This window comes from Niallia taxi (assembly GCF_004005475.1).
Taxonomy (GTDB): Bacteria; Bacillota; Bacilli; order Bacillales; family Cytobacillaceae; genus Niallia; species Niallia taxi.
In genome coordinates, this window is the sequence record NZ_RZTZ01000004.1 from 119,668 (window position 1) to 139,802 (window position 20,135).

The following is a 20,135-nucleotide window of genomic DNA, read 5'->3' on the forward strand; positions in this document are numbered from 1 at the left end:
TGTCACATATGGAAAGGGGAAATTACTATGAAGCAAAAAAGTAAAAAACCATCAAAAGCAAATAATCAATACCGAATAAGAATCACGGGTATCTTTTTTGCCGTCTTTATGTTGTTTTCGGTTCTGATTATACGCTTAGGATTAATTCAAATTGTAAGTGGGGAAGAGTACTCTGCACAAGTAAAAAATAAAGTAGTTACTCCAGTTAGTACCTCTGTTCCGCGTGGGAAAATTTATGATGCAAATAATAGATTAGTAGTCTACAATATTCCAGCTAAGGCAATTGTGTATACACCGCCATTACATCCACAGCCAGAAGATATGCTAAGCTTGGCCAAAAAGTTGGCTGACTTTGTCGCAATGAATAAAAAGGACATAAAAAAAGTGACTATCAGGGATTTAAAGGATATTTGGCTGCTGGAAAATGACAATGGATCGAGGCTACTGACAGACAAGGAAGAAAAATTAGCGAAAGACGATAAATTGGATGATAAGGAAATATATAATTTAAAATTAAATCGTATTACAGAGAAGGATTTAAAGTCTATAAATAAAAATATGGCGGCTATATACCGTAAGATATCGACTGCAACAGCATTTACCAAAACAGTCATAAAAAATGAAGATGTGACAAATCAAGAATATGCAATTGCCGCTGAAACGCTCGAAAATCTGCCGGGGATTGATGTAACGACAGATTGGAAAAGAGCGCAGAAATTCGGAAGCACTTTTAACAACATGCTTGGTAAAGTAACGACTACAGAAGAAGGTCTGCCAGAAGAAAAATTAGATTACTACACTTCCAAAGGGTACAAGCTTAATGACCGGGTTGGAAAAAGCTATATAGAAGAGCTTTATGATAGTGTGCTACAGGGTCAAAATGAAGTTGTAAACGTAAGTACAGACAGAAATGGAGACATAGTGGACACAGACGTAATCACCGAGGGGAAAAACGGTAATGATATTGTTTTAACAATTGATATGGACTTCCAAGAGGAAGTCGAAAAAATAATGCAGGAGGAGCTTGTCGCTGCTATTCAAAAGCCTCATACAAATTTGCTGGACACTGCCTTTGTCGTAGCGATGGAGCCAAAAACTGGCAGGATACTTGCTATGTCAGGACAAGTGTATAATCGGAAGTTTAAGGAATTTAGCGATTTCACGCCGGGAACCTTTACTTATGCGTTTGAACAAGGCTCTGTTGTTAAGGGAGCAACAGTTTTAGCTGGTTTTCAGTCAGGTGTGAGAAATATAGGCGAAACAGAGCGTGATGAAGTTATGAGATTTAAAGGCTCTGGAACCTTTTCTTCTTACCAGACGATGGGGATAGTTGATGATTTAGAAGCAATTGAACGATCATCCAACATATATATGTGGAAAACAGCGATTGAAATGATGGACGGTAAGTATATTCCTAATGGCACATTAAATATAGATCCCAAAAGAATCGAAACAATTCGCTATTATTTTAACCAGTTTGGCTTAGGCGCTCCGACAGGCATTGGTTTTGATAATGAAACAGCTGGAATTAAAGGAGACAATGTCAGCACTTATTTTCAAATTGGTATCGGACAATTAGATACATATACACCAATGCAAATTGCTCAATATATGACAACGATCGCTAATGGCGGGTACCGCATGAAGCCACAGCTTGTAAAGGAAATCCGTGAATCGAATACCGATGAAAAAGGACTGGGAAAGATTGTAGATGAAATGGAACCAGTTGTATTGAATAAAGTTGACATGAATAATGAAATGATTGAGCGGGTTCAACAAGGGCTACGGCTTGTAACTCACGGTTCCCAAGGTACAGCAAGGAGCTATTTCGCCAATGAACCGTATGATGCAGCAGGAAAAACAGGGACCTCTGAATCCTATAAAAATGGTGTAAAGACTTGGAATCTCTCATTCGCAGGCTATGCCCCATATAATGATCCGCAAATCGCTATAGCAGTTATCGTTCCAAATGCTTATCTTGACGGCTTCACACAGCCGCACAGTGCAGCAAATATCATTAGTCAAAGGGTGTTCCGAGCCTATTTTAAGAACCACCCAACAACAAAGTAAATCCATTCCTTTTTATCACCTATAAGTGAATCACCCATAGAATAACAGGGGGTGATTCATGTGGTGTTTCGAAAGGAAAAGGAAGAAGCCGCACGGAACCAGAAATACTTTCGGCCGTCTTCTTTACTTGCGTTAAATTTAAGATTTAGCGATTGGACATTTTTTGATGAATATTATGACAAATCATACGATCAAATACATCTGCCTGCACAGTTAACTAAAACCCCTGAAGATACTGTTATCAATTACTTTAGCATTTTGCGTGAAGCTGCAAATCTTGCGATTAGGTATTGTGGTTCGGTTGGAAACGGTAATATTCCTTATCCAATCGCTTATAACTTTTTATCGAAAGCCTATCAAAAAACGATGGATTATAAAGCCTATTTAAACTCATTTGCAGGAGTAGGACATATTAATTTAATAAAGCTTTGTAAGATACCTGATGGAACACAAGGAATTCGGTACTTTTATGAAATTGAAAAAATTATCAGCTTAATAGAACCGAATGAGGAGTACTTTGGTTATTCATATGGATTTATAGACCTTATTCATGAGAATGACGGGTATCGTATTAATAAGATTGAACAAGAGCGTGAAGACTTTCTATGTGCACCATATCATCTTTGGCAGCATGATGCAGAATCAGTAATTGATGTAAAATACGGAGATTGGTGTAAATTAATTAAGAAAAGATATCCTGCTGTAATTAGTGGTTATATTAAATATATATATTTTTACGGCAATGATGGTGCAAGCTACTTTTTCATTTTCATCATTTTGACAAATGGAACAGACGTGGAAATTGCTTCATTTCGTAATGATGGTGGTGGAAAATGGAAGCCGCTGAAAATGAATCCTGATAAAGACTGTTTAATCCAATAAGGGTTCTTTAGGTGCTTCCTTTTTAGTGGAAGCACCTTTTTTTATGGAAAGAAGGAATTAAGATATTTTTGTATAATTATTAAATTATATTTATTTTTATACAATTAGAAGAGGGGGGTAAGACAATGACAAGCAAGAAAATAATCCGAAAAATAGAGGAATTATCAATGAATGCTTTACCTGCACTGCAAACACAGCTTTATGATGGCTGGGTAGTACGATTTGCTGATGGATATACAAAAAGAGCAAATTCGATTAATCCGATTTATTTTTCAAAAGAGGATGTACATGACAAAATAGAAACTGTTGAACAAATGTATCGCAAAAAGAATTTAAAGGTAGTTTATAAAATGACCAAGCAAGTGTCACCTGAAAACTTAGATTTTATTTTGGAAGAAAGCAGATATATTCAGGATAGTTTGACTAGTGTTCAAACTTTGTCCTTACAGGATGTACAAATAGAATTAAAACATCATGCAATTGTGTATAACGATTTACAAGCTGATTGGTTCCGCAACTTTTGTAAGCTAAACTCTGTTAAGGAACAAGACCGAATAACAATGAACAACATGCTAAATAATATAATCGCTGAAACTCGCTATTTTCAATTAACGGATGAGAGCAATGAAATTGTTGCTTGTGGGATGTGTGTATTGGAAAATAACTGTATTGGGTTGTTTGATATCGTGACATCTGAAAAGCAAAGAAACAGAGGGTATGGTTTTAAACTCATTCAAAGCATTTTACAATGGGGTAAGGAAAATGGAGCCAGATTGGCTTACCTTCAAGTCATGTTAAATAATCCTCCAGCATTAAAGCTATACTCAAAACTAGGTTTTAAGGAAGTTTATCAATACTGGTATAGAATAAAAGCATAGTAAAAGGACTTTCCTTTAAGCAGAGGAAAGTTTTTTTGACGGTTCCAGTAACAAATTTTAGTTGAAAGGTAGTTATTGACAGATACTGTATTGTATTGTAAAATTATCTTGAATTAAAGATAATTTAATTCAGTCTTTCTTTGCAACTCCTTAATTATATGAGGAGTTTTATAAATAAAACTTATCTCGAATTCGAGATAAGTTGCTAAGAAGACAAAATATAACAAGTATGGAGGTAACAATTATGAGAGAGAAATTGAATAGAATAAACGAATTAGCTAGAATTTCTAAAATAAGAAACTTAACACAAGAAGAAATAGACGAACGCGAACTCCTTTTTAATAGATATATCAAAGAGTTTCGTGGCTCCATGGATAGCATCCTGTTAAATACAACCATTATTGACCCATTGGGAAATGATGTTACACCAGAAAAATTGAAAGAAGAACAAGAAAAAAGTCGAGATGTTACTCAATAGAAGAAGAGTGGCAGTGGTAAACAGAATTTATTTATTATATGTAAAAAAAGCGCCTTGTTAATGTAACGAGGCGCTTTAATGAATTTAATGTTTTTAGCGGCTAACATGTACTGGACTGCCTTTTTCTAGTTGTGCTAATTATTCAAAAAAACTAATCCATATTAAGTTCTGCAACTTATCTGACTACCGTGATATATTTATTTTATATTGGAACCTCCTTTCTTATCTGTCCGTGTATATAAATGAAAATAATGGTAGAAGGTTGAGATGGGGGAATGAAAGATGAAAAATGGAAAAGCTACTGCATTTATTTTTGGTGATTAGACCATAATTACTATTTTTGAGGGGTATAGGATAATTTTTGATTGATTAGCTTGTTTTTTAGGTGTGATGGTTTAAGGAAATAAATCGCTGCAAGCAAGAGGAAAGAAAAACGGTGATAATAGGCTTTCTTTGTGGTAGTGTATGTGTTTCATTTCTGATAATCTTAATAGTTTATTTCATTTATGGCGTGATATAACTTTGATTTTGAAAATTCTTACAAAATGGAGCATTCGAATATGTGCAACGGCAATTATCTGCGAAGAATAGATGCTTTTTAAGTAATATATTAAGTCAATAATTAAGGGAAGGAATTATATAAGTCGTAGGGAAACTACTATTTTTTCATGTGAAAACAACTTCTTTTATTAGGGGAGGATTTAGTAAGGGAGGACCGGAATAATAGCAGTCTCAAAGATGATGTTGTGAACTATTTCATATTCTTAATAATACTTGCTGAACTCATAATAAGTTCTACTCATAGAATTTTATTCATGATAAGCTTTGTTCCGATTTTTCCCAAAGATCTATTTAGCTCAAGACCACAGGTGCCACCCTAAGTATCATTCTAAGTACATCTATGATCCGCGGATTCTATAGAGTTGGTAGAAAACCAATGATACCAAGGTCTAAACCATCCTTGGTAATCCAGACTTAATACCTTTTTTTCATCTTCAAAATAATTAAATTTTTATAGATTGGTACCCTAAAATTCAAACACCGCAATATACAATGAATATGTTTATTCATTTCTAAAAAATCTGTATAAGTATTATATTTATACACTGAATATATACACTCTTGTGTCCCCTTATCTGCAATGTTATACTAATTTCAGTTTAATTTATCCAAAGGGAAAGACCCTATCATTGAAGAGGTAGTATTACTGCTTCTTATTTGATAGGGTCTTTTTTTGTTAAAAATAAGGAGTGGGGAAAAATGGATAAAGATCAAAAAGTTTGGTATTCGATGAAATACACAAGAAAAGGGGCCTGGATCAATACGAAAGATTTAGAACTGTTACAACTACTATATACAAATCGAATCTTAACACTTAAACAAATAAAGCGATATGGACGATACATTTTTAACTCTCCAGAATCTACGATTAAATCAAAATTAAAAAGATGGTTATCTAACAATATTGTATCTATTGATTATTTACGTACTTTAGGGAAACCCGCCGTATCTTGTTATAAAATTGGGAAAAATGGATTTCATATTCTGCGTAATGAAAAGATAATTGAAGATGAAGAGTTAGTAGAAGTAAATATAAAAAATATTAAACAACCAAGTCACTATTTTGGTATTCAAGATGTTGTAATAGATACTTTAATTGAAATGAAAGACAAACTATCTACAGTAAGTTCTACCCATCCTAACTACAGAACTTATTTGTCATATGGAACTAAATTAAATAAAGAAGAAACTATTATTATTCCTGATTGGAAGATAGAAACAGCCGAGGGAAGAATTCTTAATATCGAGTTCGATACAGGATCTCAAAATTTAACTAGAATTCATGCAAAGGTAGATAACTACATGGAATTAGCAAAAGTCAGACCAGCAGAAAATCATTTTGTATTATTCGTTGTTGCTGATAATAGATCTGAAATATACACGACTGAGTATGCCTCTACTCGAGAAACTCGGGTTCTAAATATCAAAGAACTTATTATTAACAAACTCGCACACCGGTTAGAAAACTTACACTTTTATGTTTGCTCCGCTTACAGAGCCTCAAGTATTGCTAGCAATATCCTAAAAGGCATCTATCCAATTAAGCAAAGTCATAAAGAGAGTGAGATAGAATTAGCTATCCTTTCTGTACAATTAAATGATGATATTGATTACACAATGGAACCAAGAGATGCCAGTGTATATTACTCCAACGATGTATCAGAGGAGTTTTATGCGGATAGTCATTATAGTGTGATTGACCATCTAAGCAATAAGAAGATGGATTTTATATTTAAAATAGCGGAAGAGGGAAGTGTAGTAACACTTGATAAGTTATCCTATTTAGAAACTTTAATTTCTACTAATAGGATAAAACAAGAAGTCGAAAAAATGAATGTTTTATATTTAAGCACAGCTGCTATGCAGAATGATGTCATCCCGAAAGATTTTCAGAATACCTCCTTTTCACAAACACAATTATGGCACTATAAAAATATACAGACACCTAAACGGACTAATGAGGTGGTGAGAGTACTTGAGTAATTGGAGAGTTCACCCAAAAATTCCTGCCATCTTCATTTCAATAATCGGGGTATTGTCTCTATATTTATCTATCCGCTACATAGTAAATTATTTATTTGAGATGGTAGGTTAAAACAAAGGAAGTATTACTTCCTTTGTTTTATTCTGTTGTAAGGATTTATTGGAATTATTGAACCTTCTAACGACTTATGCCAGAAGGCTTATCAATTAGTTCAAGGACATAGTATTCCAGGAGAGTCTGTCTCCTATATAGACCAACTACGAGAATACTTCTTCCACTAATCCTATGCAAGGACCAGTTGACCAAGTTGTCGAAGCCTTCGCGATGGTCATTGAAGGACTATATTTATTTATTGAACCTCCATAATCCTTAAAAAGAAGTAACATTTGATTAATTACTAAGAATGTATGATAACCAACAATTAGTTATATACCGCCAGACTTTTATTTAATAAGTGGGATGAGTGAAACCATTGGGTTATCGTGACGAAAATGATGAATGGCTGATTATAAAAATTAATCAGAGAGTAAGTAATCAATCATCAACTCTGAGTCAGCACTTTTTATCCGGTAAGACAAGTATAGACACTATATAAGCCCACTAATAATAGTGGGCTTATATAGTGTCTGTTCATCCAAATCGCTTGTAGACTACGTTAATTGAGGTTGTTACCTAGTAATAACTTAACTGATTTCATTCAGTCTCAAGAGCTATGAATTAACTATAGTGACTGTTAAGTGTGTCTAAGGTGGTGATCACCAGATCGAATTCTAGCTGGACACCTTTTGTTTAGAAAGAAATTAATGAACCAGCTACACTTTTATTGATTTTTCGACTAGTTAAGTTTTCTCCCACTAATTATGTTAGCTTTTGATATTCCTCATCTGTCACTGGTTCAAGCCATTCAGGTGTACCTGCAGTGATTGCAATATGCTCAAACCAACTGTCCTTTGCAGCGCCATGCCAGTGTTTCACTCCGTCATGTGTGATAATAACATCACCAGCCTGTAAGAATTGAGCTGGTTTTCCTTCTTCCTGATACCAGCCTTCACCGCCAGTTACTAGCAATAGCTGAAAACCATTACGGTGAACATGCCAGTTGTTTCTGCAACCAGGTTCAAAAGTTACATTTCCGACACCAACACTCACTTTAGGGTCAGCAATTAATGTCTTAAGGTAACTTTGTCCAACGAAAAATTGGGAGAATGCTTCATTTTTTTCACCCGCTGGGAAAATCACGCCATTTTTAACGTTTTCATGCTTTATCATTAATATTCCTCCTAAATACATTATTTAATTTGTTGCAACCAATTTATTGGTTGTTCAACATTATTTTCCAATTCAGTGACTACTTGATTATTTTAGCTTTCCACCGAATACTGGGAAAAAACTATGCTCCCCATAATTTTGAATAGGCTCTGCATTCTTCAAAAGCTCCATATCTGCGTCGCTGATAATAAAATCAAGCCTTGCATTTATACTCATGTGATCAGGATTAGCCGTTTTTGGAATTACTACAAGACCAAGCTGGATATCATAACGGAGGCATAGCTGAGCAACAGATACGCCATATTTATCAGCTATGACTTTAACCTCAGCATTCTCAAGAACTTCACCGTGTGCGATTGGTGAATATGCCTCTACGAGGATGTCATTCTTCTGGCAGAATTCAATCAACTCCAAAGGAGTATTGCTAACATGCACTAATATTTGATTTACCATAGGCTTAATCTCACAGCTTGCAAGAATATTTTCAATATCATCCTGCAGGAAGTTAGAAAGCCCTATTGCCTTTACCTTGCCTTTCTTATAAGCATCCTCCAAAGCAGCCCATACTTGCTTGTTTTCCTCAAAGTAACGGCTCTCCTCGCGGAACTCCTTCCAAGGCTGTGGACTGTGGATAATCACAAGGTCAATGTAATCCAGTCCCATCTTTGTCAGTGACTCATCAATAGACTGCACAACTGCATCATAGCTTTTGGCTTCTGCTGCAACCTTTGTTGTGATGAAAAGTTCTTCTCTTGCAACACAGCAAGAACGGATGCCTTCTCCTACGCCAGCCTCATTCATATAAGCTTGAGCAGTATCAATATGACGATATCCAATAGCTATCGCGTCAACGACTGCCTGTGCTGATTGTGCATCGTCAAGCAGCCATGTGCCAAGACCTAATTTTGGGATTTCTATCCCATTTGCTAATTTGTAAATTTCATTAAACATGATTTTGTCTCCTTTGCTTTGTTATTTTTTAGAGTACTTTTCTTTTATAATTTGGTATCTCATTTTTCATTAAAGCTTTCTTTAAAAACATAGAATGCTATACTCTACAGAGTTCATTGAAGCTTTACCTGCTTGTACAAGTAACTTCTTTTTTGATGATTCCGTGCGTAAGGTAAAAGATGAAAATAAATAAAAGCCATATTCTAGTTTCAAGGGTTAATTTCATTAATACAAGCTAATGTATTCAATGTTCGTGGAAACCCCATATATGGTAAACAGTGAGTAATCGCGGTAATTAGCGTTTCCTTTTCGTTGCCCACATTCAAGTTTCCTTGCACATGTGCCTTCACTTGGCCTTCCGCCCCACCTAAGGAACTGACAATACAGAGGGTTAATAACTCTCTTGTTTTTAAATCAAGTCCATTGCGTGTGTAGAAATCCCCAAAACAAAAAGCGGAGAGATAGTCTTGAATATGTCTTTGATTTGCTGGAGCATTTTCGCGCATTTTTGTAATTACATCACCAAAAATCTCTACTTGGATAGCAAGCCCTTTTGAAAGTTGCGTATCTTCATCTACAGTTTTCTGCCTTTCAATTGGTAAGGCAATATTATGAGCGTTAAATACCTCGTTCACTTCATTGATAGCATTCAATGTTTTTGGAAATCCAATATACGGTGCACATTGGTAAACAGCCTCTTTGATTTCAACAGGTGTTAGGCCAATATTTAATGCAGCATTAACATGTGCTTTAAGCTGGGGAAGTGTCTGATTAGTAGTTAAAACAACTATAGTGATCAGTTCACGCATTTTATCATCAAGCTTCCCTTGAAAAAACACCTCGCCAAAAATAAACCTGCTTAAGATGTTTTGAAACTCAGGATCTGTAGAATAGGAGGCAGGTTCTCCCTTGCCAAAAAGTTGTTCGTATTTTTCCATGCCTTGCTCAATACGGTCCATATCTTCCCCTCCTAATGGTATTAAATTTACATATTAACAACTGCCCAGTTAGTTATTGATTGAATAAAATACATCTTGGTGCATTAACGCACATTTGTGTATAATTATAATCGATATTAGAATACCTACAATGACCAATTACCATAGATTTGTGTTTTAATGCACAGATTATGGTGAATTGTGCATTTTTATAGAAAGATTGGTGATATGTATATGAAGGAGAACAAGGTTGATAGAAGGATAATCAAATCACAGGAAGCTATCAAAAATGCTTTTATTGCATTGATGACTGAAAAAGCTATTGATGAAATTACGATCCAAGATATTGCCGATAAAGCAAATGTTGGCAGGAGAACAGTTTATCTGCATTATTTAGATAAATATGATTTACTCGAAAAGCTGATTGAAGGGCATATCGGCGAATTAAGAAAACTATGCGAATCAGCATCAGAATTGAGCTTTGCAGAAGGAAATCTTATGTGGTTTGAATACTTTGAACGTCATTCCTCCTTTTTTTCGGCTATGTTTGCAAGTAAAGGGGCACCGGTTTTTCGCAGTCAATTCATAAAGTTTGTGATGGAAGAGCTAGAAGCTGAAGTGGATGTAGATAATGGTCAGAATCAGGGGTTAAGTAAGGATTTAATCCTTAAATTTTTTGCTGCAGCAATAGTAGAAATAGTAGAAGCATGGTTTACCAATGAATTATCTGAGTCTACTCAGGCCGTGGCAGCACAAGTAGGAATTTTATTAGATAGAAATTTTGATTAAAAAAACCGATTCTCTCCTAGAAAAGGGAGAATCGGTTTTTTTTATAAAGCTCTTTTAGCTGCTTTATTATTATGAGGGATAGAGTCATTATATAATAAACGCTTTACTAAAAAGATAAACACCAGTAGGGAAAATACAACTGCAACAGCACTAACTGTAAACAATGCCTGATAACTCATATACTGAGAAATCCAGCCTAGCATCATGGCACCAAGCCCGATGCCAAGGTCTGCACCGGTGGCAAATGATGCGTTGGCAACGCCTGTGCGGTCTGGACTTACTAGACGGATTGTTGCAGCTTGAAGTGCCGGCTGTGCAGAACCAAAGCCAATTCCGTACATAATCGCTGATATGATTATTCCTAATAAATTAGTTGAAAAGCTTAAAATAATCAAAGCCGAAATTGTAATTACTTGAGCCGGAATAATAACAAAGGCCTCACCGTGCCGGTCAGAGAGCTTTCCTGCAATTGGACGAGTTAATACAAGGGTTGCTGCATAGACAAGAAAGAAAGTGCCTGAATTTACTTTGATGGAATCAGCAAACAGAGGTATGTATGTAGTAATACCACCATAGGCAATAAACAGTAAGAAAACGGATAGTGTGATAGGAAATACTGACTTGTCAAAGAGTTCTATTTTCCTTGAATTAGCTATAGGTGTGACCTTTATTTTTGCGCCAAAGGTTAAAGCTAGTGCTGCAACAGAGAGTAAAACGGCGAAACCAAAAAGTGATTCGTACGAGGAATTATTAGCGATTGCCAGACCAAGCATGGGACCGATTGCCATAGCAACAGTCATCGCCATTCCTGACCAGCCCATGCCTTCTCCTCGGCGTGTAGTTGGAATTAAATCAGTAACTGCCGTGCTGATGGAGGTTGTGGAAACAGCCCAGGTAAATCCGTGTAAAATTCTAATTACCATTAAGACAGCAAGTCCGCTAACCCAATTGTACATAAACATTGTTGCAGCAAAAAGCAGCAGTCCCCAAATAATAAATGGCCTCCTGCCAAACCGGTCCAGCAGTCCACCGACAAAAGGACGGAATATTACAGACGAAAGCATAAACGCCCCCATTGCCAGACCTACCTGCGACTCTGTGCCCCCATTTTCCTTAATGAACAAAGGGAGAGTGGGGTAAAGCATATAGAAGGCAGTAAAAAGAAAAAACATGCCAGTTATCATGAAAATATATGACTTCGTCCAGAGGCGTTCCATAAGCATCTCTCCTTAGGTTTAATTCCTTGATAGTATTAAAAAACATTTACCATATTAATAGTGCTGAACCTATTTGTACTAATTAATTCCGGTTAATTGTTTGCCGGGTCTTATCATGTAATTAGTAAGTAAGATAGAACCAAGGCTTAAAATTAAGAATAGGATACCTCCAATAACAATATATTGTGCTCCTAACCCAGATATGAAAAGTCCTCCAATTCCAGTACCGATCGTTATCCCTAGATTACCTCCAGATAGGAACAAACCATTAGCGAAATCTGGAGCTTCAGGGGCAGTAAGGGTCATGGAATATTGATTAATCATACTACCTACAGAAAATAAAACACCCCATAAAAAAATAGTTATAATCATGGTACTGGGAGTTTTTCCTGTAACAAACGACAATAGGAAGACTATTCCTAATACAAAAGGAAATAATGTTGTCGTTTTTATTGGATTTTTGCTTAACAGATTACCGCCGATAATATTACCTAATAGGCTTGCTAAGCCAAAAATAAATAACATAATACTTAAAAAGGTACCTGATATATTGGTGACGCTTTCGAGATATTCTGCAATAAAACTATTAACACCAGATGTTGCACTGCTTATAAATATGACAGTTGCGATTGCTGTCCAAACAATTGGCTTTTTTAACACATTTAATTGAGTCCCGTAAGAAAGACCTTCTTTAACTGGAAGGGAAGGGACAAATAATAATGTCGCGAGTAAGGCAAGGGCGTTAAGGATAGCAAAGAATAACATCGCCATCTCTAAGGAAGTTCCATTAGCAATAAAGTTAGTAATCGGAACACCGAGTATCATGCCTGCATTCACTCCCATCATTACTTTAGAAACTGCCTTTGGTGCATCCTCTTTACGAACGGAAGAGGCAGCTGCTGTTAAAGCTAATGAACAATAGACAGGATGAAAAAACGCAGGAATGACCCGTGCTAGTAAAAGAACAGTAAAGTTTGAAGCGAATATTGAAACGATGTTCCCCAAAAGGAAAAGACTGAGTACTAGTATCATTACTTTTTTTCGATTGATACCAGAAAATAATAGTGGCATTATAGGCCCTGATATTGCCACTGTCAGGGCAAACAGACTAACTAGAAGTGAGGCTTTCGCTACACTGATTTGATAATAATCTGCAATTAACGGCAATATGCCAACGACACCCATTTCAGTAGTTAAGATGCCAAAAACTCCAAGAGCTAAAATAAAGATATACAAATTGTTTCGTGTAGGCATAACACACCGTCTTTCATTATTATTTTCTATAACTGTCTAACTTAACTGCTAAGACCAGCTTCAGATGTTTTACAGGCAGGTTTTCCTTATTTTTCTTAGTCAGTCTAAGTTTCGCTGTTTACATCTGAAGTAACTTCATCTAATATTAGCCTAACGCCTTCGTGTGACACGAAGTCAAGGGTTTTTACATCGGAAATTTAAATTATTAAGAGGGGTTTTATTATGTTAACTGTGAAAGAGGTTGCTAATTTGCTTGATTTAACAGAACATACTGTTCGCTACTACACGGATAAGGGGTTAGTTCCAAGCTTGAAGCGTGATAAGAATAATAATCGTCTTTTTGATGAGGAATCCATTAATTGGCTTAAAGGAGCAAAATTTTTGAAACAAGCGGGTATGTCTGTTGCATCAATTAAAAATTATATTGAATTGTGCTTACAAGGTGACTCTACCATTCCGGAACGTTATAAAATTATCATGGAACAACAAGCCATTGCACTAGCTAGGCTAGAGGAAGCAACTGCTATAGCGAAACAAATGGAGGCGAAGGCAAAACATTATGAAGGAATCATGAATCTTGATATTCCTGATGATATGAACCCTGGGAAATGGAAGAAAAATAAACATCAGGTAGGAGTTCAATAATATGACAACATAAAATATGGCCTGGAAAATAAGGTTTCTGTGTAATGGTGTTTCGTATTTATTTAAAGGTTTTTGCATTTTATCCAAATGCTCACACATAGTTAATCAAAGGAATAATAAATAGAATATTTTTTTAATTGGGGTAATTCTTTTAATTCGAGAATACGATTTATTGTCTTAGAGGTTGCCCCTTTTACATACATTTAAGGAACAAACATTAGAATGACAAAACATTCTCCCCAAAGCTAGCTAATGTATTTAATAAATAACTTTGGAAAAAATATAGAAGTATATAAGGTCACAGATCGGACGGAGTATTTTATGCTTTTTCTAATTTTTACAGTCATAATGCTAAATGTAATAGCCTATTTTATTCCAAAGAGGATTAGTAAGATTGAAATTCTAGCTACCAGTTTGTTTGCTTCCTACCTGCAGGTTAATACGGATGTTATTTTAGATTTAAAATATGACTTATATGGATACTTCTCTAAAGGTCCAGATTGGGCTGCATTTATATATATTTTAGGTATTTATCCTGCAATCAACGTAATTTTTTTGAATTATTATCCATATAGAAAACAACTAAATAAACAGGCATTATATATATTACTTTGGAGCGCATTAGCAATGCTCTATGAAAAACTGTTTATTTTGAGTGGAACCTTTTATTTAAACGGCTGGAAGCATATTTACTCTGTTTTAACTTATCCTGTTTTATATATAATGTTAATGTTATTTCATAAAACCATTACGAAATATGTTAAAGAAAGTAAGCTCTAGAGTAAGAGCAGTAAGTAGCAAAACTAGTGTGACGAAGATTTCTATTAGCGGGTTTCCGGGCGGATTGGGGAGAAGGGATAATCTCAAAAAAAACACCATCAATGCATGGCGTTTTTTACTTTATTCTAAGAATGATTTCTTCATATTTGGCAAGTATTATCGCGTTAGTAGCAGTGTTTTGAATTTCTAACAGTCCATTTTCATAGTTAAAGAAGATACGATGAATTTTACCCTGATATATTACTTTCTGACCAAATTCAATATGGCATCATCCTAAATAAATATTATTCAGAAAAATAATACTTGTAGATACAAAAAAAGGACGTATTCGTATGACTGCAAATAATATTATTTTAAAGTCATTTAAACATAACATACATTATTCTACTTTGTACAATGATGTAACTTATTCTTGATTATTAAACTGAAAGAGAAATACATGCTAGCAACTATTAAATAGCCTTGATAGCTTTAATTGCTTATGTACACTTGAGTTTATATTTGGAGCTTTAATTTCCAGTCGTATAACTATGCACATTGTACATAATGACTAAGTTTGGATAATAAGCTTTCCTCTTGAATAACATCACAAAAAAAAGCACCATTCCAAAAACGTTGGAATGGTGCTTTACAATCTAACAGATACCTCTGTTCCGTCTTTTAAGCTTGTTTCAACCAGAAGCAGCCCTTTTTGCATGGCAAGTTCCTTTAGCAATGGCTCTAAATCAGCCTTTTTTATATACGGAATTTGAAACTTCTGCTTTGCTTTTTCTTCAATGATACGATTTGCAAGCATTAGAATTCTTTCTGAAGTAATGATTCTAATGAATAGATGTAAAAAGGCATATGGGACTGGGATAGTAAACCGTCTAGAGTTTACTTTGATTTTGACCTTGATCATGTTACTCAATTGTAACCAGCACTTTGTCACCATTTGCTGCGCTAACATCAACGATTTGTCCGTCCAATTCATTGTCAATCGCATCAATTAACAATTCGATATCGATATCCTTTACATATTTTTCAGATTGGGGGATTCTTTCTGCGATACTTGTTCCAACATTTAAAACAGCTTTTATAAGTTTTATTGGAAGATTAACATTTACATTATCACCTTCTTCAGAGATAACACGGATTTTAAGCATTTTGTTTAAATAGGAATTAGAGTTTGGTTTACTTAAATTAACCTGCTTTCCTTTACCTTGCAGAACATCAATCAATTCAGCAGCCTTCTCTTTATCTAACTTTCCGTCTTCAAGCATCGTTAATACTCTTGAAATTTCATCACTCATTTATGCTTCCTCCCCATTTAATATCCCAATAGCTTCCTCGGCTGTTATTTCGCCTTGTTCAAGCATTAGTATTATCTTTTTACGATCAATTTTTTCAACCTTCTTAGCAGTCGAATATCCTAGTGAAGAAATAATATCATCTAACTTCCCGCGTACGGTAGGATAGGATATTCCAAGATCCTTTTCTACTTCTTTAATGTTTCCGCGACACTTTAGGAATGTTTCAATAAAACTAAGCTGTTCACTGTTTAGGCTTGCGAAATTAGAAAGCTCAAATTCATTCTCAATAGTTGTATGACAATGAGTGCACTGCAGCTTTGTGATTTTTAATTGTTTACTGCAAACAGGGCACTCTGAAATAAGAGGATATGCCATAATTCCCTCCTTCGTTATTTATAATTAAATAATACATCAATTTATTTAAAAAATGAATATGTAAATTAAAAAATATAAGAGTTAAATTAATTTTATTTAAAATATTTGATTTTATCATTAATTATTTTGATAAAGGCATTGAGATGCAAAAAAAATGATTTGAAGCCATTATTAACTTTCGAACGTAGGTAATAATAAGAACTAAATGTTGGCAATGTGGATTTATTATAGGTTCAATGCATGTAATGGGGAAATGTTATTTATTCATGCATAAAGGGAGGATAATAATGCAAAATCTCAAAATGTACTTGTTTGCTTCATTGACAATATTGCTTCTATTAAGTGGGTGTAATACAAAGGAAACAAATAAAGATATTTTTCAATATAAGGATTCATATGTTGGTGACAACAGTGCGGTTGGAAATATTGTATATAAGTTACCAGGTGCACAACAATTGTCGGGTATAGAGCTTAAAACAAAAGAAGAGCCGTACGGCATAATCTTAAATTATGGCTGGGAAAAATCTGAAAATCAATATAAAGAATTAGTAATATACAATACAACCTTCTTATTTACACTAGTTAAAAATGTTGATTGGATAACGGTTAAGTCAGAACGCAAAGAATATACAGTTACGAAGGAAGACTTACAAAAGTGGTACGGAAAAGATTTCAGTAATATTCAAACCGCAAAAGAGCTGAGAAATCTTGTCCAACAGAACTTAAGTAATGAACATAAAGTTAGTGAGTTTTTAGATTAACGGTTAGAAAAACTTAGTGTGTGGAAATTCAATGGAAAACAGGGTAACCAGGAGTGGAATAGGAATTTATTCGGTATTCGAAATTGAAAAAGTATGAGCAAATTTTGCAAACCACTAGTTATTAATGAGCAAGAACTTTATATAGAAGGTTATCATTCAATAAAGGAGTATATATATGAAACTTTTAACACTTAACTGTCACTCTTGGCAGGAACAAAATCAAGAGGAAAAGATAGTACATATAGTAGAAGCTATAAAGGAAAATTCATATGATGTTATTGCTTTGCAGGAAGTGAATCAAGTATTTAAAGAGAGAACAAATAATGGAAAGGTTAAGATTAAAAGCAATAACTTTGCAATAGCAATACTAGAGGAACTAAAGAAACGGGGAGAAGATGGTTATTCTCTATTGTGGGATTTTTGTCATTTGTACGAAAGCTTTGAGGAGGGGGTAGCTATTATTACAAAACATCCAGTAGTAGAAAAACATTCCTTCTATGTCTCAACAATAAGAGACTTCAATAATTGGAAGACAAGAAAAATAGTTGGAGCAACCATCCAATATGGTGCTCAACAATTTACCTGTTACTCCTGTCATATGGGATGGTGGCATGACAAGGAAGAACCATTTAAGGCCCAGGCAGAAAAGCTTTTTAAAAATATTAATCTGGATAAAACCTCTTTTTTTATGGGTGACTTTAATAATGACGCCTTTATTAACAACGAGGGATATGAATATTTAATAAGCAATGGACTGATCGACACCTATTATCTTGCCAAAAAGAAAGATGATGGCGTGACTGTTAAAGGCGAAATTGCGGGTTGGGAGGGGAATATCTTGCGCAAACGAATAGACTTAATACTGACGAATAAACCAGTTCAGGTAGCGTATTCTAAAGTCATCTTTAATAATATAAATAAACCGGTTGTTTCCGATCACTTTGGAGTTGAAGTGAAGATTGATATTCCTTGAAATCTATAGGATAGTTGCCGTCTTTAAGGATTTATACGGGAATTTACGGGACTTGCTGCAACTAAATGAAGCTCCCCCCAATTGCGCAGAGGATGAAGTAGCTGTAAAGCTGCGGATTTATTGTTATAGTACTGTTCTTAAACGAAAGAGGGTTTCCTTACTAATAGGAACCTTTTTTTGTTGGTAAATACAAAATGATGTCTTCATCCTATTATTGGATTCCCTGTAAATAGCAGATAGTCGAATTGTCATTTTTTAGTGCACTATATAATGATGATATTTTACAATTATAAGTTGACGAAACGTCAACTGAATTATTTATTTCATTAGATTAGTAAAACTTATACGGTTTTGAGAAAGATTTGGTGATTCGCACTTTGTCAGAGACTAATACATGTATGACAAAAGGAAAAAATCAGAAAGGAAGTCAGCAAATATAAAGACTTACTGTTTTATTTTTATTATAAAATAATTTAATTAAAATCTATTTCTTAAGGAAAACACATAGAATACACATCTAATTTTTATAATATTAAAGAATAATAAGAGAGCTTTTACATTAAAAGGGTTGGAAGATTTGACTGGAAAAACTTTTTCATTTTCATTTACTGCTTAAAAAGTAGTTAATACAAATTAACCATTGAAAAGATAGTATATTGGAGAGAATATACTTTAGAGAATGAATAAGTTAATCACTATATTGGAGGTCGGTAATATTTTGAGTTATTTAGCTAATATAATTACCATATGTAACTTTATTTGTGGTGTATTATCTATCTATTCCTGTGTATCAAATAATACATTTGCTGCGATGGTATTTATTTGCTTAGGAATGATTTTTGATCTTTTTGATGGCAGGGTAGCTAGAAGATTTAACACTGTATCAGAGATTGGCAAGGAGCTTGATTCATTTTCTGATTTAGTAACTTTTTGTATTGCACCGTCCATATTAGCATACAGTGTTGTTTTACACGAACTAGCTCATGCTGGATTGATATGTACACTTATTTTCAGCATATGCGGATTGCTTAGATTAGCGCGTTTTAATGCTGAACAAAGCAACTTGTCCGTATTTATTGGTTTACCAGCACCTTGTGCGGCCCTTTGTTTGTTAGTGCTTATTTCTGTACATAGCCCGTTTATAGTGGCTGTAGGAATGTGTATCCTATCATTGTTAATGGTCAGTAAACTGGAAATTCCTAACTTTAAGAAGCAAAACAGTGAAAAAGTGGAAATAAACGGATGGAAATAGCTAACCAGCTAATTAGTCAATATGGTTACTTTGCCATCTTTATTTTGCTGACATTAGGGATTTTTGGATTGCCAATTCCAGATGAAGCACTCATGACGTTATTGGGCTACTTTACTCATATAGGAACGCTCAATTATGGACTAACCATTTTCATCGCCACGCTTGGAGCCCTTCTTGGCATGGTAATTAGCTATATCATCGGAAAAAAAGCTGGAAGACCGCTAATAAATAAACTTGGAAAATGGCTTAGAATAAAAGAAAGTAGAATATTAAAAGTAGAGGCATGGATAAAAAGATTTGGACCTTTCTCCCTTTTAATCGCTTATTTTATCCCTGGAGTTCGGCATTTAACCTTTTATTTTTGTGGCATCGCGCATATGAGATTAAGAACATATATGTTGTATGGAGGAATAGGTGCATTAGTGTGGTGCTTTATCTTTATTACAATTGGAAAATTATTAAATATAATGTGGGTTTAAAGAACTTACCACAATAGCTTGCTTCCATAAAGTAAGATGTATTTTTGAATGCATGAGTAAATTCCTTCCGGTAACGAAGAACACCGGATTGGCAATCATTGGGCTGGAAGTGAGATGAACAAATGCAGAAAACGGAGCAACTAGCGTTAATTGGAATATATGTAAAACCTTGAAAAAAATACCTTTGTATGCTGAGTTTGATATTCCATCAAACTCAGTTTTTTTATTTTTTCCGCAATGTCTATTTACCAATATATTTTAACCAATCTAAGTTATGTGTGCATTTTTAATTTTAAAATAATTGTTG

At 34.6% G+C, this 20,135-nt stretch carries 20 protein-coding genes and 2 pseudogenes; 14 read left to right on the forward strand and 8 right to left on the reverse strand.

Annotation, left to right across the window (positions count from 1 at the left end; all coding sequences use genetic code 11):
* Positions 1 to 27 precede the first annotated feature (27 nt).
* The 6 genes and pseudogenes from EM808_RS12070 to EM808_RS29775 form a co-directional block, all read left to right on the forward strand.
* A complete protein-coding gene (locus EM808_RS12070; RefSeq protein WP_127738472.1) occupies positions 28 to 2,070 on the forward strand; it encodes a peptidoglycan D,D-transpeptidase FtsI family protein in 2,043 nt (680 codons plus the stop codon).
* Positions 2,071 to 2,130: 60 nt separating this feature from the next.
* The gene (locus tag EM808_RS12075; RefSeq protein ID WP_127738473.1) at positions 2,131 to 2,952 is read left to right on the forward strand and encodes a hypothetical protein; all 822 of its coding nucleotides are present in this window, start codon (positions 2,131 to 2,133) and stop codon (positions 2,950 to 2,952) included.
* 125 nt (positions 2,953 to 3,077) lie between these two features.
* Complete coding sequence (locus EM808_RS12080) at positions 3,078 to 3,830, forward strand: GNAT family N-acetyltransferase (RefSeq protein WP_127738474.1); 753 nt, start codon at positions 3,078 to 3,080, stop codon at positions 3,828 to 3,830.
* 244 nt (positions 3,831 to 4,074) lie between these two features.
* Positions 4,075 to 4,308, forward strand: coding sequence for a DUF896 domain-containing protein (locus EM808_RS12085; RefSeq protein ID WP_127738475.1), 234 nt, complete (start codon positions 4,075 to 4,077; stop codon positions 4,306 to 4,308).
* 1,260 nt (positions 4,309 to 5,568) lie between these two features.
* Complete coding sequence (locus EM808_RS12090) at positions 5,569 to 6,852, forward strand: replication-relaxation family protein (protein WP_127738476.1); 1,284 nt, start codon at positions 5,569 to 5,571, stop codon at positions 6,850 to 6,852.
* 159 nt (positions 6,853 to 7,011) lie between these two features.
* Positions 7,012 to 7,223, forward strand: a pseudogene (locus EM808_RS29775) (conjugal transfer protein TraG); the annotation flags it as partial.
* Between the two features lie 488 nt (positions 7,224 to 7,711).
* Here the strand turns inward: EM808_RS29775 and EM808_RS12100 are convergent.
* The 3 genes from EM808_RS12100 to EM808_RS12110 form a co-directional block, all read right to left on the reverse strand.
* Complete coding sequence (locus tag EM808_RS12100) at positions 7,712 to 8,122, reverse strand: cupin domain-containing protein (protein ID WP_127738477.1); 411 nt, start codon at positions 8,120 to 8,122, stop codon at positions 7,712 to 7,714.
* A gap of 87 nt (positions 8,123 to 8,209) precedes the next feature.
* Positions 8,210 to 9,073: an aldo/keto reductase gene (locus EM808_RS12105; RefSeq protein WP_127738478.1), complete on the reverse strand. Its 864-nt coding sequence runs from the start codon at positions 9,071 to 9,073 to the stop codon at positions 8,210 to 8,212.
* A 209-nt stretch (positions 9,074 to 9,282) separates the two neighbouring features.
* On the reverse strand, positions 9,283 to 10,032 hold the full coding sequence (locus tag EM808_RS12110) for a carboxymuconolactone decarboxylase family protein (RefSeq protein WP_127738479.1): 750 nt from the start codon (positions 10,030 to 10,032) through the stop codon (positions 9,283 to 9,285).
* 213 nt (positions 10,033 to 10,245) lie between these two features.
* Here EM808_RS12110 and EM808_RS12115 point away from each other — a divergent pair, with 213 nt between their 5' ends.
* Entirely contained in the window at positions 10,246 to 10,800 is a 555-nt protein-coding gene (locus EM808_RS12115; protein WP_127738480.1) for a TetR/AcrR family transcriptional regulator, read from the forward strand.
* A 41-nt stretch (positions 10,801 to 10,841) separates the two neighbouring features.
* On the opposite strand, the gene EM808_RS12120 is transcribed toward EM808_RS12115, so the two are convergent.
* Complete coding sequence (locus tag EM808_RS12120) at positions 10,842 to 12,017, reverse strand: MFS transporter (RefSeq protein WP_127738481.1); 1,176 nt, start codon at positions 12,015 to 12,017, stop codon at positions 10,842 to 10,844.
* 78 nt (positions 12,018 to 12,095) lie between these two features.
* Positions 12,096 to 13,271 carry an MFS transporter gene (locus EM808_RS12125; RefSeq protein WP_127738482.1) on the reverse strand — a complete coding sequence of 392 codons (1,176 nt, stop codon included), beginning with the start codon at positions 13,269 to 13,271 and terminating at the stop codon, positions 12,096 to 12,098.
* Positions 13,272 to 13,493: 222 nt separating this feature from the next.
* Here EM808_RS12125 and EM808_RS12130 point away from each other — a divergent pair, with 222 nt between their 5' ends.
* Together EM808_RS12130 and EM808_RS12135 are read left to right on the forward strand one after the other, a co-directional pair.
* Positions 13,494 to 13,916, forward strand: a complete 423-nt coding sequence (locus EM808_RS12130; protein WP_127738483.1) for a MerR family transcriptional regulator — start codon at positions 13,494 to 13,496, stop codon at positions 13,914 to 13,916.
* 321 nt (positions 13,917 to 14,237) lie between these two features.
* Positions 14,238 to 14,696, forward strand: a complete 459-nt coding sequence (locus EM808_RS12135) for a CBO0543 family protein (protein ID WP_127738484.1) — start codon at positions 14,238 to 14,240, stop codon at positions 14,694 to 14,696.
* 628 nt (positions 14,697 to 15,324) lie between these two features.
* Here the strand turns inward: EM808_RS12135 and EM808_RS12140 are convergent.
* The 3 genes from EM808_RS12140 to EM808_RS12150 are packed head-to-tail and all read right to left on the reverse strand — an operon-like array spanning position 15,325 to position 16,363.
* Positions 15,325 to 15,597 (reverse strand): hypothetical protein, encoded by a 273-nt coding sequence (locus EM808_RS12140; protein WP_127738762.1) that lies wholly within the window; start codon positions 15,595 to 15,597, stop codon positions 15,325 to 15,327.
* Position 15,598: 1 nt separating this feature from the next.
* Positions 15,599 to 15,988 carry an SHOCT-like domain-containing protein gene (locus EM808_RS12145; RefSeq protein WP_127738485.1) on the reverse strand — a complete coding sequence of 130 codons (390 nt, stop codon included), beginning with the start codon at positions 15,986 to 15,988 and terminating at the stop codon, positions 15,599 to 15,601.
* Positions 15,989 to 16,363 carry a DUF2089 domain-containing protein gene (locus tag EM808_RS12150; RefSeq protein WP_127738486.1) on the reverse strand — a complete coding sequence of 125 codons (375 nt, stop codon included), beginning with the start codon at positions 16,361 to 16,363 and terminating at the stop codon, positions 15,989 to 15,991.
* Between the two features lie 287 nt (positions 16,364 to 16,650).
* Here EM808_RS12150 and EM808_RS12155 point away from each other — a divergent pair, with 287 nt between their 5' ends.
* The 5 genes and pseudogenes from EM808_RS12155 to EM808_RS12170 all read left to right on the forward strand — a co-directional run bounded on the left by EM808_RS12155 (position 16,651) and on the right by EM808_RS12170 (position 19,828).
* Positions 16,651 to 17,124 (forward strand): DUF4825 domain-containing protein, encoded by a 474-nt coding sequence (locus EM808_RS12155; RefSeq protein WP_127738487.1) that lies wholly within the window; start codon positions 16,651 to 16,653, stop codon positions 17,122 to 17,124.
* A 175-nt stretch (positions 17,125 to 17,299) separates the two neighbouring features.
* Complete coding sequence (locus tag EM808_RS12160) at positions 17,300 to 18,097, forward strand: endonuclease/exonuclease/phosphatase family protein (protein ID WP_127738488.1); 798 nt, start codon at positions 17,300 to 17,302, stop codon at positions 18,095 to 18,097.
* Positions 18,098 to 18,101: 4 nt separating this feature from the next.
* Positions 18,102 to 18,198, forward strand: a pseudogene (locus EM808_RS29780) (VOC family protein); the annotation flags it as partial.
* A 617-nt stretch (positions 18,199 to 18,815) separates the two neighbouring features.
* Entirely contained in the window at positions 18,816 to 19,349 is a 534-nt protein-coding gene (pssA, locus tag EM808_RS12165; protein WP_225314840.1) for a CDP-diacylglycerol--serine O-phosphatidyltransferase, read from the forward strand.
* Positions 19,340 to 19,828 (forward strand): DedA family protein, encoded by a 489-nt coding sequence (locus EM808_RS12170; RefSeq protein WP_127738490.1) that lies wholly within the window; start codon positions 19,340 to 19,342, stop codon positions 19,826 to 19,828. The genes pssA and EM808_RS12170 overlap by 10 nt, the downstream gene beginning before the upstream one ends.
* The last annotated feature ends 307 nt before the right edge of the window (positions 19,829 to 20,135 follow it).

Excerpts from the sequence above, each read along its gene's own strand:
- EM808_RS12170 (WP_127738490.1), top strand. The coding sequence starts at position 19,340 with ATGGAAATAGCTAACCAGCTAATTAGTCAATATGGTTACTTTGCCATC.
- EM808_RS12145 (WP_127738485.1), bottom strand. The coding sequence starts at position 15,988 with ATGAGTGATGAAATTTCAAGAGTATTAACGATGCTTGAAGACGGAAAG.
- EM808_RS12105 (WP_127738478.1), bottom strand. The coding sequence starts at position 9,073 with ATGTTTAATGAAATTTACAAATTAGCAAATGGGATAGAAATCCCAAAA.
- EM808_RS12090 (WP_127738476.1), top strand. The coding sequence starts at position 5,569 with ATGGATAAAGATCAAAAAGTTTGGTATTCGATGAAATACACAAGAAAA.
- EM808_RS12070 (WP_127738472.1), top strand. The coding sequence starts at position 28 with ATGAAGCAAAAAAGTAAAAAACCATCAAAAGCAAATAATCAATACCGA.
- EM808_RS12140 (WP_127738762.1), bottom strand. The coding sequence starts at position 15,597 with ATGATCAAGGTCAAAATCAAAGTAAACTCTAGACGGTTTACTATCCCA.
- EM808_RS12080 (WP_127738474.1), top strand. The coding sequence starts at position 3,078 with ATGACAAGCAAGAAAATAATCCGAAAAATAGAGGAATTATCAATGAAT.
- EM808_RS12125 (WP_127738482.1), bottom strand. The coding sequence starts at position 13,271 with ATGCCTACACGAAACAATTTGTATATCTTTATTTTAGCTCTTGGAGTT.
- EM808_RS12135 (WP_127738484.1), top strand. The coding sequence starts at position 14,238 with ATGCTTTTTCTAATTTTTACAGTCATAATGCTAAATGTAATAGCCTAT.
- EM808_RS12110 (WP_127738479.1), bottom strand. The coding sequence starts at position 10,032 with ATGGACCGTATTGAGCAAGGCATGGAAAAATACGAACAACTTTTTGGC.
- EM808_RS12160 (WP_127738488.1), top strand. The coding sequence starts at position 17,300 with ATGAAACTTTTAACACTTAACTGTCACTCTTGGCAGGAACAAAATCAA.
- EM808_RS12130 (WP_127738483.1), top strand. The coding sequence starts at position 13,494 with ATGTTAACTGTGAAAGAGGTTGCTAATTTGCTTGATTTAACAGAACAT.
- EM808_RS12115 (WP_127738480.1), top strand. The coding sequence starts at position 10,246 with ATGAAGGAGAACAAGGTTGATAGAAGGATAATCAAATCACAGGAAGCT.
- EM808_RS12085 (WP_127738475.1), top strand. The coding sequence starts at position 4,075 with ATGAGAGAGAAATTGAATAGAATAAACGAATTAGCTAGAATTTCTAAA.
- EM808_RS12100 (WP_127738477.1), bottom strand. The coding sequence starts at position 8,122 with ATGATAAAGCATGAAAACGTTAAAAATGGCGTGATTTTCCCAGCGGGT.
- EM808_RS12120 (WP_127738481.1), bottom strand. The coding sequence starts at position 12,017 with ATGGAACGCCTCTGGACGAAGTCATATATTTTCATGATAACTGGCATG.
- EM808_RS12155 (WP_127738487.1), top strand. The coding sequence starts at position 16,651 with ATGCAAAATCTCAAAATGTACTTGTTTGCTTCATTGACAATATTGCTT.
- EM808_RS12150 (WP_127738486.1), bottom strand. The coding sequence starts at position 16,363 with ATGGCATATCCTCTTATTTCAGAGTGCCCTGTTTGCAGTAAACAATTA.